Raw genomic sequence first — 15,858 nt, 5'->3', positions numbered from 1 at the left:
AAATAAAATTAGTCTTGTCCTTTGTTACTGTAGGTTTCTAATATTGTTTTTGCCTTTTCAGGATCCCGCATTTTATTTTTGTATAAACTAGCTAATTTTTGATAACTCTTTTTAGATCCACCAATCTGTATTGCTTTTTTATACTGTAATTCAGCAGCTTTATATCGTTTAAAATATTCTTCGATGTGTCCTCTGGACAAATACCCGTCTACAGGAGATAATCGTAGTAATTCATTGGAGTATTTTATAGCTTTAGATTCGCTTCCACCAACAATTCCAGGCAACTGAATATACAATTCAATTAATGCCCAACGGGATTCAATGTGTTTTGGATTCAGACTGATGGCTTTTTCAAATGAAGATTTCACTTCATCAATCATTCCAAGTGCTTTAAATTTGTTTGAATCTTTGGCTTTCATGCCTAAAACTCCTCCATATTTAAAATGATAATCGGCCTCAGAAGGTTTCAGCTGTTTTAGTTTTTTATAATACCCAATTGCTTTATCCCAAGATTTATTATGTCCGGCAATATCTCCTAAATATTCAATTGTTTTTAAATTCGATGGACTGGACTTTAAAACAGATTCAAAGGCCAACTCGGCTTGATCCATTTTGTTTGCCTTATATAGTTGTTCCGCTTTATCAAAATCAGATTGACCCCACATCATAATTGGTAGAAATACAAATAAATAAATAATATGTTTCATTCTTCAAAAATAGGGAAATTTATAATTGTATTTCTCTAAGTATGTGAAAGGTTTAACTATTTTTTACAAAAAAACCGTCTCACATTATCTATGAAACGGTTTTGATTATAAATATAAAATCAAGAATTAGTCATTCAACATTTTCCATAATTTATCTTTCAACTCTGTTAAACCTTGTTGTGCTACAGAAGAAATAAACATATAAGGAATATCCTTGAAAGCAACATCTAGTTCGGTTTTCAATTCTGCTTTTAACTCATCATCAAGCATATCGCATTTAGATATAACCAACAAACGCTCTTTGTCAAGCATTTCAGGATTGTATTTTGTCAATTCGTTTACCAAAATATCGTATTCTGCCTTGATATCCGGAGTATCCACTGGAACTAAAAATAACAAAGTCGAATTACGCTCAATGTGACGCAAGAAATAGTGTCCAAGACCTTTTCCTTCGGCAGCACCTTCAATTATTCCAGGAATATCAGCAATTACAAAAGATTGAAAATCTCTGTAGGCTACAATTCCAAGATTTGGTTTTAAAGTTGTAAACGGATAATCTGCAATTTTTGGTTTAGCAGAAGTTAAAACAGAGAGCAAAGTTGATTTTCCTGCATTAGGAAAACCTACCAAACCTACATCAGCCAAAACTTTTAGTTCAAGAATTACATCCATTTCTACACCAGGTAAACCCGGTTGAGAGTATCTAGGGGTTTGATTGGTCGAACTTCTAAAATGCCAGTTACCTAAACCACCTTTTCCACCGCGAGATAGAATTTGTTTTTCACCATCTTCGGTAATTTCAAATAATATTTCACCAGTTTCTTTATCTTTTACTACCGTTCCTAACGGCACTTCTATAAATTTATCATCTCCATCAGCACCAGTACTTCTGTCTCCACTACCATCTCCACCATTACCCGCTTTGATGTGACGCGCAAATTTAAGGTGAAATAATGTCCAAAGACCTTTGTTTCCTACAAGATAAACATGTCCTCCACGACCACCATCTCCTCCATCTGGCCCACCTTTTTCAATAAATTTTTCTCTATGCAAATGCGTAGATCCTTTTCCTCCCTTTCCGGAAGAAACATATATTTTAACGTAATCTACAAAATTCCCTTCTGTCATTATAATTTTAGATTTAAGCATTCAGAGTTTAGATTTCAGTACTATTTTAATACTGAAAACTGCAACTGAAAACTATTTTTACACTTTTAAGGCTTTCACCATCACTTTATCAATCTTCACGCCATCCATATCGATGACCTCTAATTCAAATTTTTGCCAAATCAATTTTTCTCCCTGTTTTGGAATATGAGAGAGCTCTGTCATTATTAATCCGCTTACCGTAGTGACTTCATAATCATTGATTAATTCATCTAATTCAAAGTAAGTCAAAAAATCATGCAACGAATAATGCCCATCAACCAACCAACTGCCATCTTCTCTTTCTATCAACTGAAAATCATCTTTGTAAAAATCAGAAGCATCACCAACTAATGCTTCCAGAATATCATTTAGCGTAATTACCCCTTGAAAAACACCATATTCATCTGAAACAAAAGCATAATGTATTCCAGTTTTTTTAAAGTTTTCTAAAGCAACATAAGCTGTAGTTTGCTCCATCATAAAAGGTGCTTCGGTCATTATATCAGCCAAATTGAAGTTTTCATTTTCAAAATGAGCAAATATATTTTTGAGGTTTACAACTCCAACAATATCATCATAATTTTCACCATAAACGGGATAAATTGAGTGCAATTCTTTGAGCATAAATTCCTTTACTTGCTCGCGATCTGAATGCAATGGTAAAAAAACAACCGACTTGCGATGGGTCATCAAAGAGTTTATTTTGCGGTCTCCAATATGAAAAACACGCTCTACAATATCTTGTTCTATTTCCTGCACTTCGCCACCTTCGGTTCCTTCTTTAATTATCGCTTTTATTTCCTCCTCCGTTACTTTTCCGTCAGCTGTGGGTTTTATTTGTAAAACATTCAGCAAGAAATCTGTAGAATGTGTTAATAACCAAATAAATGGTGCTGTAACAATCGAAACAATTTTCATTGGTAATGCGACCGCTTTAGCAATGGATTCTGGATGATTTAAGCCGATTCTTTTGGGCAATAATTCTCCTAAAACTAAAGAGAAAAAAGTCAACACAACAACTACTAAACCGACGGCAACAGGATGAGCATACGGTTTTAGAATTTCAAATCCATTTACGAAAGATTCAACGTCAACAGTAATTTTATCACCACTATAAATACCCGTAAGGATTCCAATCAAAGTAATTCCTATCTGTACAGTAGACAAAAATTTATTGGGAGAGTTGGCTAAATCCAATGCGATTTTCGCACTCTTATTTCCTTTTTTTGCAGCAGTCTCTAACCTGTTTTTTCGTGCTGAAATCAATGCGATTTCTGACATAGAGAAAACTCCATTGAGCAGTATTAGAAAAAATATTATTAGTATTTCCAATGTGTTAATTGATTCGTTTATAAGTCTTGTTGTTTGTAGTACTGATTATCAGAATTACAATTGATCAATTACTGAACTCACGCGTTCTGTAATTTCGGTAATAGAACCAATTCCGTTTACAGCAAAATACTTATTCTGGTTTTTGTAATAATCCATTAAAGGCGCCGTTTTTTCGTTGTATTCTTGGTAGCGATTTCTAATTTTTTCTTCGTCTTGATCGTCTATTCTACCGCTTGTTTTTCCTCTTTCTAATAAGCGTTGAACCAAAATTTCATCGTCTGCTTCAAGTGCAATTGTAGCTGCAACAGAGGATTTTATTGATACTAGAAAAGCGTCTAATGCCTCTGCTTGAGCAATTGTTCGTGGATATCCGTCAAATAAAATTCCATTAGTGTCTGGATGTTTATTTACCTCATCAATAAGCATTTTTGTAGTTAATTCGTCTGGGACTAAGTCTCCAGCATCCATGTACACTCGTGCTTGCTTGCCTAGTTCAGTATCGTTTTTTAAATTAAAACGAAATACATCTCCCGTGGATATGTGTGTTAATTTGTATTTTTGTTTCAAGAACTCAGCTTGAGTTCCTTTGCCAGCTCCCGGTTTTCCAAATAAAACAATGTTAGTCATGTAGTTGTGTCGTTATTCTTTTAATTTATATACTTCAGGTAAATTTCGCCCTAATCCATCATAGTCTAAACCATAGCCCACAATAAATTTATTTGGAATTCGGATTCCAATATAATCTATTTTGATGTCTTTAGTATACGCTTCGGGTTTGAAAAAAAGTGTTGCTATTTTAAAATGTTTTACATTTTGTTTTTTAAATAATTCTTTCAATTCTACTAATGTATTTCCAGTATCAACAATATCTTCGATGATGACCACACTGCGTCCCGTAAGATCCTGATTGATACCTATTAATTGTTTCACATCGTTCGTAGATGAAGTCCCTTCATAGGAAGACATTTTGATAAAAGACACCTCGCATGGTTTTTTGTACTGCTTCATAAAATCGGCCACTACCATGAATGCGCCATTTAAAACCCCCACAAATACTGGTGTTTCATCAGCAAAGTCAGCTTCGACTTGCGAAACCATTTTAGCAATGGCAAAATCAATTTCTTGGGCAGAAATAAACGGAACAAATTGTTTATCGTGCAGTTGTATCATTATTTTCGTTTTTAAAATAATGGGCAAAGATACAGAATTCGGATTTGCGAATTGATAATTGGGCATTAATTTGTATTTATATATCGCTTTAATCATCAAAAGAACCTGAGACTTGTTTTAAATAGATAACTAGGCTAGTAGCAAATCAATCACATCGACAGTTTAGGCTCGTAAAATTAAATGAACGAGTAGTATTCTTTTCTAAACAAAAAAGAGGTTGACTGAAAATCAGGTAGCCTCAAATAATTAGAATGTCATAATGAATTAATGAAAATAAATTGAGGTCAAACTAAATAGCGCCTCTGTTTTTCAACTAGTTTAAATCAGGCAAAAACTGCTAATACTATTCATATTTAATTTAAAAACAATGCCAATTGAGGGCGTAAAACAAATAATTTTTGCCTTTTACTTTCTTATTGAACAAAAAAACGACAGAAGAATAAATGGTATTAAAATATACGTCAGTTGTTTAATTCAAAAAATAAAAAGACAAATTATCAAAATTCATTTTGCTTAAAATATACTGTTGGATGTTATTAAAAAATCTTCTAAATCATCCGTTAAAAAGGAATAATCTAGAGTAACAAGAATATAAATAGGATTTTCGGATTTGATCATTATGAAGTATCTTTGTCAAAACATACAACTACACAATGAATTATTTTTCTTCTAACTTTAAATTGGGAATTCTTGGCGGCGGACAACTCGGAAAAATGCTGCTGTTTGATACTCGCAAATTCGATATCCAAACCTACGTTCTTGATCCGAGCGATGAAGCACCCAGTAAAATTGCATGCAACCAGTTCTTTAGAGGTGATTTGATGGATTTTGATACGGTGTATAATTTTGGAAAAAAAGTGGATGTATTGACGTTTGAAATTGAGTTGGTTAATCTGGAAGCTTTGGTAAAACTAGAAAACGAAGGATTAAAAATATATCCTTCGCCGAAAACTTTAAAGTTGATTCAAAATAAAGGCATTCAAAAAGATTTTTACACCGAGCACGCTATTCCAACAGCCAAATACAAACGATTTGAAAATTTAAAGAGTTTGATTGTAGACATTCTTGATTCAAAAACAAAGCTTCCTTTTGTTTGGAAATGCACTGAATTTGGTTACGATGGCAATGGAGTAAAAGTGATAAGAGAACTTTCGGATTTAGATAATCTTGCTAATGTAGAATGTATCGCTGAGGAAATGGTTCCTTTCAAAAATGAACTTGCCGTTATCGTTTGTCGTAACCCATCTGGAGAAATTAAAACCTATCCAGTAGTCGAAATGGAATTTCATCCCGAAGCCAATCAAGTAGAATATGTGATTTGTCCAGCTCGAATTGATCCTAAAGTCGCTGAAAAAGCTAGAGCAATTGCTTTACATGTGTCGGAAAAATTTAATCATGTCGGACTTTTAGCCGTTGAAATGTTTCAAACTGAAGATGATGAAATTTTAGTAAATGAAGTCGCTCCTCGCCCACACAATTCAGGTCATTACTCTATTGAGGCAAGTTACACTTCTCAATTTGAAAATCATTTACGCGCCATTTTAGACTTACCTTTGGGAAATACGGATAGCAAAGTTGCCGGAATTATGGTAAATTTGGTTGGCGAAGAAGGTTTTTCGGGTCAAGTAGTTTACGAAAACATCGAAAAAATAATGGCAATTGATGGCGTTACACCTCACATTTACGGCAAAAGAGAAACAAGACCTTTCCGGAAAATGGGTCATGTTACGATTGTAAATGAGAATATGGTTGAAGCGAGAAAAATTGCAGAGGAGGTTAAGAATAGTATTAGGGTGATTTCATAAATTAAAAGATTGAAAAATTGGTTTGCAACAAAATTTAAAATTCCACTCTAAAATCTTTAAATTCTTAAATCTTTAAATCTTTAAATAAAAAATAATGAAAGTAGCCATCATAATGGGAAGTATTTCGGATATGCCGGTAATGCAAGAAGCCATCGACATATTAAAAGGATTTGACATCGAAACCGAAGTAGATATTGTTTCGGCGCACAGAACACCTGAAAAATTATTTGATTTTAGTAAAAACGCACACAAGCGTGGTATCTCAGTAATAATTGCGGGTGCTGGTGGTGCGGCGCATTTACCAGGAATGGTTGCTTCTATGTCGCCACTTCCTGTTATTGGAGTTCCTGTAAAATCTAGCAATTCTATCGATGGTTGGGATTCGGTATTGTCAATACTTCAAATGCCTGGTGGTGTACCTGTAGCAACAGTTGCGCTTAACGGAGCCAAAAATGCTGGAATTCTTGCCGCACAAATCATTGGAAGTCATGACAACTTCGTTTTAGACAAAATCATTTTTTACAAAGAAGGATTAAAACAAGCTGTTGATAAAGCGGCATCTGAATTGAAAAAATAATTATCTTTAATCAAAAGAAAACTATGAATATTCAAACTTCTAAAATTGAGTTAGCCAAAGTTATTTTGGATATTGAAAATCCAAAATTGATTGAAGAAATTATTCATTTGATTCAATCTAAATCTACTTTAACCGAAAAACAAAAGATAGCCATCGATGAAGCCATTTTTTCCATAGAAAACAACGAAGGGATTGCTCATGACTTGGTCATGGAGGAAACAAGAAATCACTATTCGAAATATTTCAAATAGTGATTATTATTTGGTCTCCTCAAGCAAAAAAAGACTATTGGCAAAACATTGATTATCTTGAAGCTGAATGGTCATTTCAAGATGTTGTAAATTTTATAGACAAAGTAGACAACACAATTGCTCTATTAGTAAATAACAACATTGAATTTATTTCTACAAATTACAAAAACGTAAACAAAGTTGTAATTACGAAACAAATAACACTTTACTACAGAATAAATTCTAATACCATCGAATTACTCCGATTTTGGAATACATACCAAGATTTAGAAAATTTTAAACTTTAAAACGTAAGGACAAGTCCCGACTTATCCCTTCAAATAAAATTATGAAAACACTTACCTCAACATTCAATACTAAACACAATACAGCACCATTTTCTGAAATAAAACTAGAAGATTACAAACCTGCTTTTATCGAAAACATTGCTACTGCAAAAGCCGAAATTAATGCCATCATTACAAATTCTGATGTTCCAACATTTGAAAACACGATTGTTACTTTAGATTTTGCAGGTGAACAATTGGATAGATTATCTTCGATTTTCTTCAATTTGAATTCAGCTGAAACTAACGACGAAATGCAAAAAATCGCTCAAGAGATTTCTCCATTGCTGACTGAATTTAGTAATGATATTGCTTTAAACGTAGATTTATTCAAAAGAGTTAAAGCCGTTTATGATCAAAAAGATTCGTTGCCATTAACCACTGAACAAGCGACTTTGATAGATAAAAAATTCAAAGGATTTTCTAGAAACGGTGCTTTGTTGAATGAAGAAGACAAATTAAAATTACGTGAAATTGACGCCGAATTAGCCAAAATCAAATTGACGTATGGCGAAAATGTTTTGGCTGAAACCAACAATTATCAACTTCATATTACTAAAGAGGCCGATTTAAAAGGCTTACCGGATGGCGCTAAAGAAATGGCCACAAGTTTGGCAAAATCAAAGGAACTCGAAGGTTGGGTTTTCACTCTTGATTTCCCGAGTTACTTGCCTTTCGTGACGTATATTGACAATCGTGAATTACGCAAAGAAATTGCCATTGCTGCCGGAAAAAAATCATTTCAAGACAATGAATTCGATAATAAAGAAAACGTAAAGCGAATTGTAGCATTGCGTCATAAACGTGCTAATTTATTGGGTTACAAATCGCATTCTAATTTTGTTTTGGAAGAACGAATGGCTCAAAATCCTGAAAAAGTGCTGTCTTTTTTAAATGATTTATTAGAAAAAGCGAAACCAGCTGCTCAAAAAGAATTTCTTCAATTAATGGCTTTTGCAAAAGAACTAGACGGAATTGAGCAATTGGAAAAATGGGACGGTGCTTACTATTCTGAAAAATTGAAACAAAAATTATTCAACTTTGATGATGAGATTTTAAAACCTTATTTCAAGTTAGAAAACGTGTTGAATGGAGCTTTTACTATTGCCGAAAAACTGTTCGGAATTACTTTCAAAGAAGTTTTTGATATTGACAAATACCACGAAGATGTTCAGACTTTTGAAGTTTTGGATTTCGAAGGACAATTGGTAGCTGTTTTCTATGCTGATTTTTTTCCAAGAAAAGGAAAACGAAATGGCGCTTGGATGACTTCTTATAAATCGCAAGCCATAAAAAATGAAATCAATGAAAGACCACATGTTTCTATCGTTTGTAATTTCACACCTGCCACAGAGACTAAACCATCTTTATTAACTTTCAATGAAGTAACAACTTTATTCCACGAATTTGGTCATGCGTTACACGGCATGTTAGCCAATACGACTTATCCTAGTTTGTCTGGAACTTCGGTTTATTGGGATTTTGTGGAATTGCCAAGCCAAGTAATGGAAAACTGGTGCTACGAGCCGGAAGCATTGGCTTTGTTTGCAAAACATTATGAAACGGGTGAAGTGATCCCTCAAGAATACGTAGAAAAAATAAAAGAAAGTGCAAGTTTCTTAGAAGGAATGGCAACATTAAGACAGATCAGTTTTGGACTATTAGACATGACCTATCACGGAAAATCGCAAGCAATTCAAGATGTAAAAGCCTTTGAGAAACAAGCTATGGCAGGCACAAGTTTGTATCCTGATGTTGCTGAGAATTGCATGAGCACCTCGTTTTCGCACATTTTTCAAGGTGGATATTCGTCTGGATATTACAGTTACAAATGGGCCGAAGTTCTCGATGCCGATGCGTTTGCTTATTTCCAAGAAAAAGGAATTTTCAATAAAGAAGTCGCAACAAAATTCAAAGACAACGTACTTTCAAAAGGTGGCACCGAATTACCAATGGAATTATACAAGCGTTTTAGAGGTCAAGAACCGAAGGCGGATGCATTGTTGAAACGTGCTGGGCTGATTTAGAAATTAAAACTAAAGTTATGAGGAGAATTTCGTGTTTTTTTATGATCATTTTAATGCTAGTTAGTTGTAAAAAAGAAAGGGAAATTAATAAATTTACTGAAATTACGCATTATTTTATTGATAGCGAAATTGGCAATAAAAATGATACGATAAAAAGATTCAATGAAATTTTTTCGAGTGTTTATGGACATAAAATAAATTTTCAAACTTTTGAAAATGAGCTTATTTCATATGGTTACATAAAAAATCCTGTGCCTAGAGAAAAAATTAGAAAAATTGATGAATTCCTAACAAATGCTATTAATTACGAAAGTCAATTAACAGCATGTTTTCCGTCATACAGAGATATATTAATTTTAAAGAAAAACAATAAAACCGTCAGTGTTTTGAAAATCTGTTTTGAATGTGGTATGGTTGATAAATATGGTGCTTTGGAATCAAATTATAGCAATAACATTGATTTTGATACTTACTTTATGAATCTTGAGGGTTTTTATAAAACCCTTTACGGAGAAACCTATTAACTATAAATTTAACCATTAAGAAAATTAAGTATAACCGCTTAATTTTCTTAATGGTTTTAAAATAACTCTACTTCAAAAAATCTCTAAAGTTATCTTTATCCACAACCAAAAAACTCGGCTGATAGGCTTCGACAAATGATTTTGGAAGCTTCGCTTTTTTAGTATTTGTCCATTTAAATTCAAACGCATTTACAGCATCGGCATTGGTTTCTACATAATCAATTTCTTGCTGCGTTGTGGTTCTCCAAAAATAAGGTTTTGCAACACTTTGAGAATATGACAATAATTTCATTCTTTCAGAAACTAGAAAGTTTTCCCAAAGCGCACCTTTATCTTGACGCAAGCTCAGCGTATTGAAATTACCAATAACCATATTGCGTACACCATTGTCGTAGAAATAGATTTTCTTGTTGGCTTTAATCTCATTTCGAATATTTTTAGAAAAACTATTCAGTCTAAAAATCACAAAACTTTTTTCTAATAAATCAATATAATTGTTCACTGTATTTTTATCAACACCAACTAGTTGCGCAATTTCATTATAACTCACTTCGCTCCCAACTTGCAATGCCAAAGCCTGCAAAATTTTTTCTAAAACATTCGACTTTCTAATTCCTGCCAAAGCCAAAATATCTTTATACAAATAACTTGAAACTAAATTTTTAAGGATTTCATATTCGTTTCCGAAATTGTTAATTACATCAGGATACATTCCGTAAAGCAATCGCAATTCCAATTGTTGTTGAGCTTTCATATAACCAACATTGTTCTCGAATTCATTCCAAGAAATCGGAAACATTTGAAACTCAAATTTTCTACCAGTCAATGGCTCTTGGGTTTCATTATTAATATCAAATGCTGATGAACCCGAGACTATTACTTGAACATCTTTGATTTGATCGACCATGATCTTCAACTTTAAACCAATGTTTGGAATGCGTTGCACTTCGTCAATAAAAACGTATTTACAATTTCCAATGATACTTTTAAGGTTCTCAGTATTGGCATTGGACAATGTTTCTGCAACAGTATTGTCATCACCATCCAAAAACAAATAGTCACTTTTACTCAAAATAGAATTTATTAAGGTAGTTTTGCCCACTTGCCTTGGCCCAATAAGGACAATAACTTTTCCTTTATGAAGTCTTGCCACTACATTTGAGGCTAAATCTCTAACTATCATTCTTATATTTTTTTTACAAAAGTACTAAATCATTATCTATTCACCAATTTTATATAAAATTTAGTGATTGTATTCACCAATTTTACATATTTTTAGGTGATTATATTCACCAATATCATATTTTTCAGAATAAATTAAATCAAAACAAAAACAAACTTTCATTTATTATTGAAAGTTCGAAAACATTATTTATCTTTACATCATGAAATTCAAAGAAGCAAAAAATAAATTCGTTCAAACTTGGGGTGCATTAGGCAGTCAATGGGGAATTAACAAAACCATGGCTCAAATTCATGCGCTTTTGATGGTTTCTCACGAAGCGGTTTCGATGGAAGACATTATGGAGGAATTGAAAATTTCGCGCGGCAATGCATCTATGAATCTACGTGCTTTGATGGATTGGGGAATTGTTTATAAAGAATACAAAGCTGGCGAACGACGTGAATTTTTTACAGCTGAAAAAGATTTAGATGAATTGGCGGTAAAAATTGCAAGAGAACGAAGTAAACGCGAAATCAAGCCTGCTTTGAAGGTTTTAAAAGAAGTTTCCTCCATAACATCTGACAATACTCCCGAAGAAAAACATTTTGTAGATCAAACTACTAAATTGTATGATTTTGTTCTAAAAGCAGATAATGTTTTAGACAAAATGACCGAGTATAAAGACAATTGGCTAGCAAAATTGGTTGTTAAAATAATGAAATAGTTTTTTAAACATTGTAAAAATAACATTTTAAAAAACTATTCAATGAGACCAATAAAAAACAATAACAAAGAACAAATCAAATAAAAAAAATTTAATTGAAACTTTCATTTTTTTCTGAAAGTTTAAAACAATAGATAATTATGAGACAGTCTGTATTTTACCTAAATCTAATTTTGACAATAGTAGCTGTGATAGGAGTACTTATTGAAAATGTAATTTACTATGATATAGATAGTGTTGCGTTTTTAATTATTCTCGGATTATTTCAGGTTTTTACATCCTTTATTTTGACATTTTATGCTATTTCAAATAATAAATATTTACTTTCTCTTTACATTCTTTATTGGTTTTTTGTAATGCTATTTTTTAGGTTTTTTATTCAAAACTTTTTTTATACGTGTCTTTTTATAGCGCTTTACAATTTATATGTAAACTATTGTAGTTTTTCAAATTCAAAATTTAATATACTTAACAAATGAGCTTCTTAACCGCAGAATGGAATGATTTAGCAATGTTCAATTACGAAATCGATCCACAAATTTTAGAAAATTTTGTTCCAAAAGGAACTGAACTCGATTTATGGAACGGCAAATGCTACATTAGTTTAATCGGATTCATGTTTGAAAACGTGAAAGTATTAGGAATTAAAGTTCCGTTTCATGTCAATTTTGAGGAAGTCAATTTACGCTTTTATGTAAAAAGAATCGAAAATGGACTTTGGAAACGAGGCGTAGTTTTCATAAAAGAAATTGTTCCGAAGCATGCTATAACAATTGTTGCCAACACCTTATACAACGAACATTACCAAACCTTGAAAATGCATCATTCAAGAACTGAAAACGAAACTTCAAAAACTTTTCAATACGAATGGTTCAAGGATGCAAAGTGGAATTCTATTTCCATGACGACAGAAAAAAATGCAATCCCGATTGAACTAAATTCAGAATCCGAGTTTATTACCGAACATTATTTTGGGTACACCAATTACAACAAAGAAAAATCTATAGAATATGCCGTTTCACACCCAAGATGGGAACAACTACATGTGATTGAATCGAAAATTGACGTTGATTTTGAAAGGATTTATGGCAAGGATTTTAAGTTTTTACAAGATTTAAAACCTACCTCTGAATTTCTTGCTATTGGTTCAAAAATAGCGATTGAAGGTAAAAAAACGATACGATGAAAATTATGAACTTAACTGTCCCAAACTGGCTAATTATCTTAAGTGGAATAGGTCAAATATTTACAGCAATGATTTATCCTTACATCCGTCATAAAGTTTTTGATTGGTATAATGATGTAAAGCAATTGAAACCCCTAAATCAAGAAATTGCAAAAACGTACGGAAGATATATTCAAGGTTTGAATTTTTCTTTCGGATTGATAGCAATTCTGTTTACAAATGAATTAAAAGAACAATCTGCATTAGCAGTTGCCATGACGGGATTAATTGCAGCCTATTGGGTTGGAAAAGTAGCTACTCAAATTGCGTATTATCCAATGTATGACATTCCGAAACGAACCCTATTTAAAGTGGGAAGTTATTTTATGAATACGTTATTTGTTCTTTTTGCAGTGGTGAATTTTTGTTTATTTATTCATAATTTAATTGGTCACTATAAATTATAACAACCATGAACCTCAACATTATTGGTTACACAATTTACCTATTGATAACCACAATAATCATTATAAAAGTTGGGAAAATATGTTACAAGAACGGCAACATATTCGTTTCAGAACTACTTCCAAATCATAAAGATTTATGTCACAAAATCAATCAAATATTATTAATTGTCTATTATTTATTGAATATAGGCTACTGTGCAATGACTTTACTTTCTTGGGAGAAAATCCTTTCGTTTCATCGACTTATTGAAATTATTGCTTTCAAATCGGCGGTAATTATTTGCACTATTGCTATGATGCACTACTTCAATATTATCCTTCTTACGAAATACATCAAAAAATTAATTTAAATACATTTATTATGGAAACTACAAAAATTTTAATCGGTTACGCCATTTATCTACCAGTTGCTTTATTCTTAACCTATTACGTTTCAAGAACGCTTTTCAAAAACAGCAAATTTTATATGTTAGACATTTTCAAAGGTCGAGAAGAAATTGCAAATGCGACCAACAAATTATTCGAAACAGGTTTTTATTTATTAAATTTAGGATTTGCACTAATGATTCTTGAAATGAATATGTATCAAGACAGTTACCAATTATTAATAGAAAAATTAAGCTACAAAATTGGAGGATTCACTATCTATTTAGGATTTATGTTATTTTTAAACTTGTACTTTTTCTTTAGAGGAAAACGTAAAGCAAGTGAAACCAAAATTGAAGAACGGATAGCAATTAACGGATAAAACAACAAACTTCACAGGTTTTTAAAACCTGTGAAGTTTAAAGATTTGAAAACGTTTATAACAAATTAGCTATGAATTGGACTTATTTATTTAAACATTGGTTAGGAACATTATTTCTCGCGCCAATAATTTCAGAGCTTATCAATATATTATTTATTCCAACTTCGAACAAAATAGTAGGTTTGATGGAAGTCTATCCAATTACAATTATTTTTAGCTTTATTTTTTCAATTCCAACTTATATCATCTATTCAATAGCATTCTATTTCCTAGGAATAAAAAATATAAAAATAATAACTTCAAAATTAATTTTGATTACATTATCAATCATTGGAATTATAATTAGTTTTTCCATCGCATTTAATAATCGAGAACATGAAATAACGACAGCCTACATTTTAGCATCACTAGCGACCGGAATATTTTTCAAATTAAAATTTATAGAAAACCAGAAATGACAACCATACAACTAACAACTAGAATAAACGCACCAATTGAACTCATTTTTGATTTATCCAGAAACATTGATGTTCATCAACAATCCACTGCAAAATCAAATGAAACAGCTATTGATGGAATAACTTCGGGTTTGATAAATGCAAACGAAACTGTAACCTGGCGTGGCAAACATTTTGGCGTTTATTTAAAACACAAAAGTTTAATATCAGCACTGGAAATTCCAACCTACTTTGTAGATGAAATGCTCGAAGGAAAGTTTAGATCTTTCAAACACCAGCATACTTTTATTCAAAAAAATGGATTTGTGATCATGGAAGATAAAATTCAATACGACACACCCTATGGTGTTTTTGGGAAACTATTTGACCATTTTCTACTCAAAAAACACTTAACTACTTTCATTCTTGAAAGGAATTTGTTTATTAAAGCATTAGCTGAAAAGCATCAAAAATAACCACCAAAAAACAGGGATACTTTCTACCCAAAAAGAAGCATAATATCTGGAACGGTTCTCATTTGCATACACTAAAAATAGGACTGCCGTGATTGCCAATCCTATTTTTAAAGCTAAAAATTCTATCCTAAAATCATTGGATAAAAATTCTAATAGTACAAATAAAACCATCAGAACCACTCCTACTATCTTTGTCTGTGGAACTCCAATTTGTTGCGGAACAGTTTTTAAATGTGGGTCATCCCATTTTAAATCAACTATTTCAAAAATTAAAATCAAAACAAAAATCAGTATGTAACGTTGTATTGCAACTAAAAAAACAAAACTTGTTACTTCTGCATTACTGTTAACGATGGGTAAAAAAAGCGTCACACCTACCCAACATAAAGCCACTATATAAATTTTTATACCAGCCCAGTTTCTAGCATTTTTTTTATTCGGAAAGAAAGGCAAAGTATACAGCAAAACGATGATTAGAAAAACAAGACCAATAATTTGTGTGACTCTTTCTAAATGAAAAAAATAATAGCTCGTGGCGATCAATGATAGAAAACTGAGCAAAGCAATCCATTGGAGCTGAACACTAAATTTGATTTTTTTAGTCCTAACCAAAGCATCGTACTTCACAAAAATATACCCCACTATTGTTCCAAAAAAAACAAAATACCCTAGAGCCGATTGATAAGAAATGTGGAAGAGTTGTTCAGTCATTTGCAGCAAGGCATAGCATGACAAACCCACGTGAATACTGCTATTAATGTAAAAATCAAAAATTTGTTTTAAAACCCTCATTAGACAAAATTAATCA

General features: G+C 32.1%; 19 protein-coding genes. 12 read left to right on the top strand and 7 right to left on the bottom strand.

What is annotated here, in order from left to right:
* Positions 1 to 8: 8 nt before the first annotated feature.
* From AC061C_RS05445 to hpt, 5 genes are all read right to left on the bottom strand, one after another.
* Entirely contained in the window at positions 9 to 707 is a 699-nt protein-coding gene (locus AC061C_RS05445; protein ID WP_478290341.1) for a tetratricopeptide repeat protein, read from the bottom strand.
* A 126-nt stretch (positions 708 to 833) separates the two neighbouring features.
* Entirely contained in the window at positions 834 to 1,835 is a 1,002-nt protein-coding gene (gene obgE / locus AC061C_RS05440) for a GTPase ObgE (RefSeq protein WP_309756124.1), read from the bottom strand.
* Positions 1,836 to 1,913: 78 nt separating this feature from the next.
* Positions 1,914 to 3,188: a hemolysin family protein gene (locus AC061C_RS05435; protein ID WP_309756120.1), complete on the bottom strand. Its 1,275-nt coding sequence runs from the start codon at positions 3,186 to 3,188 to the stop codon at positions 1,914 to 1,916.
* A 54-nt stretch (positions 3,189 to 3,242) separates the two neighbouring features.
* Positions 3,243 to 3,815 carry an adenylate kinase gene (locus AC061C_RS05430; protein ID WP_309756122.1) on the bottom strand — a complete coding sequence of 191 codons (573 nt, stop codon included), beginning with the start codon at positions 3,813 to 3,815 and terminating at the stop codon, positions 3,243 to 3,245.
* Between the two features lie 12 nt (positions 3,816 to 3,827).
* Positions 3,828 to 4,358 (bottom strand): hypoxanthine phosphoribosyltransferase, encoded by a 531-nt coding sequence (gene hpt / locus AC061C_RS05425; protein ID WP_309756126.1) that lies wholly within the window; start codon positions 4,356 to 4,358, stop codon positions 3,828 to 3,830.
* Positions 4,359 to 5,011: 653 nt separating this feature from the next.
* Here hpt and AC061C_RS05420 point away from each other — a divergent pair.
* The 6 genes from AC061C_RS05420 (at position 5,012) to AC061C_RS05395 (ending at position 9,868) form a co-directional block, all read left to right on the top strand.
* Complete coding sequence (locus AC061C_RS05420; protein ID WP_478290340.1) at positions 5,012 to 6,163, top strand: 5-(carboxyamino)imidazole ribonucleotide synthase; 1,152 nt, start codon at positions 5,012 to 5,014, stop codon at positions 6,161 to 6,163.
* Between the two features lie 91 nt (positions 6,164 to 6,254).
* The gene (gene purE, locus AC061C_RS05415) at positions 6,255 to 6,740 is read left to right on the top strand and encodes a 5-(carboxyamino)imidazole ribonucleotide mutase (protein ID WP_478290384.1); all 486 of its coding nucleotides are present in this window, start codon (positions 6,255 to 6,257) and stop codon (positions 6,738 to 6,740) included.
* Between the two features lie 23 nt (positions 6,741 to 6,763).
* Positions 6,764 to 6,991, top strand: coding sequence for a hypothetical protein (locus tag AC061C_RS05410; RefSeq protein WP_478290339.1), 228 nt, complete (start codon positions 6,764 to 6,766; stop codon positions 6,989 to 6,991).
* A complete protein-coding gene (locus tag AC061C_RS05405) occupies positions 6,991 to 7,278 on the top strand; it encodes a type II toxin-antitoxin system RelE/ParE family toxin (RefSeq protein WP_478290338.1) in 288 nt (95 codons plus the stop codon). Before AC061C_RS05410 ends, AC061C_RS05405 begins: the two co-directional genes overlap by 1 nt.
* A 41-nt stretch (positions 7,279 to 7,319) precedes the next feature.
* Positions 7,320 to 9,344 carry a M3 family metallopeptidase gene (locus AC061C_RS05400; protein WP_478290337.1) on the top strand — a complete coding sequence of 675 codons (2,025 nt, stop codon included), beginning with the start codon at positions 7,320 to 7,322 and terminating at the stop codon, positions 9,342 to 9,344.
* Between the two features lie 41 nt (positions 9,345 to 9,385).
* Complete coding sequence (locus tag AC061C_RS05395) at positions 9,386 to 9,868, top strand: hypothetical protein (protein WP_478290336.1); 483 nt, start codon at positions 9,386 to 9,388, stop codon at positions 9,866 to 9,868.
* Between the two features lie 67 nt (positions 9,869 to 9,935).
* Here the strand turns inward: AC061C_RS05395 and AC061C_RS05390 are convergent, their stop codons facing one another.
* Positions 9,936 to 11,051, bottom strand: a complete 1,116-nt coding sequence (locus AC061C_RS05390; RefSeq protein WP_478290335.1) for an ATP-binding protein — start codon at positions 11,049 to 11,051, stop codon at positions 9,936 to 9,938.
* A gap of 202 nt (positions 11,052 to 11,253) precedes the next feature.
* Between AC061C_RS05390 and AC061C_RS05385 the strand changes: the two genes are divergently transcribed.
* The 6 genes from AC061C_RS05385 to AC061C_RS05360 all read left to right on the top strand — a co-directional run bounded on the left by AC061C_RS05385 (position 11,254) and on the right by AC061C_RS05360 (position 15,050).
* On the top strand, positions 11,254 to 11,757 hold the full coding sequence (locus tag AC061C_RS05385) for a GbsR/MarR family transcriptional regulator (RefSeq protein WP_478290334.1): 504 nt from the start codon (positions 11,254 to 11,256) through the stop codon (positions 11,755 to 11,757).
* 475 nt (positions 11,758 to 12,232) lie between these two features.
* Complete coding sequence (locus AC061C_RS05380; RefSeq protein WP_478290333.1) at positions 12,233 to 12,943, top strand: YqjF family protein; 711 nt, start codon at positions 12,233 to 12,235, stop codon at positions 12,941 to 12,943.
* Complete coding sequence (locus AC061C_RS05375) at positions 12,940 to 13,389, top strand: hypothetical protein (RefSeq protein WP_478290332.1); 450 nt, start codon at positions 12,940 to 12,942, stop codon at positions 13,387 to 13,389. Before AC061C_RS05380 ends, AC061C_RS05375 begins: the two co-directional genes overlap by 4 nt.
* Positions 13,390 to 13,394: 5 nt before the next feature.
* Positions 13,395 to 13,739 carry a hypothetical protein gene (locus AC061C_RS05370; RefSeq protein WP_478290331.1) on the top strand — a complete coding sequence of 115 codons (345 nt, stop codon included), beginning with the start codon at positions 13,395 to 13,397 and terminating at the stop codon, positions 13,737 to 13,739.
* An 11-nt stretch (positions 13,740 to 13,750) separates the two neighbouring features.
* The gene (locus AC061C_RS05365) at positions 13,751 to 14,137 is read left to right on the top strand and encodes a hypothetical protein (protein WP_478290330.1); all 387 of its coding nucleotides are present in this window, start codon (positions 13,751 to 13,753) and stop codon (positions 14,135 to 14,137) included.
* A gap of 454 nt (positions 14,138 to 14,591) precedes the next feature.
* A complete protein-coding gene (locus AC061C_RS05360; RefSeq protein WP_478290329.1) occupies positions 14,592 to 15,050 on the top strand; it encodes an SRPBCC family protein in 459 nt (152 codons plus the stop codon).
* On the opposite strand, the gene AC061C_RS05355 is transcribed toward AC061C_RS05360, so the two are convergent.
* Positions 15,027 to 15,842 carry a UbiA prenyltransferase family protein gene (locus AC061C_RS05355; protein WP_478290328.1) on the bottom strand — a complete coding sequence of 272 codons (816 nt, stop codon included), beginning with the start codon at positions 15,840 to 15,842 and terminating at the stop codon, positions 15,027 to 15,029. The two genes, AC061C_RS05360 and AC061C_RS05355, sit on opposite strands and share 24 nt — an antisense overlap.
* Between the last annotated feature and the right edge of the window lie 16 nt (positions 15,843 to 15,858).

This window comes from Flavobacterium sp. GNP010 (genome assembly GCF_056428945.1).
Note: the sequence above shows the minus strand (reverse complement) of the source record. Positions and strands in the feature narration are given on the sequence as shown.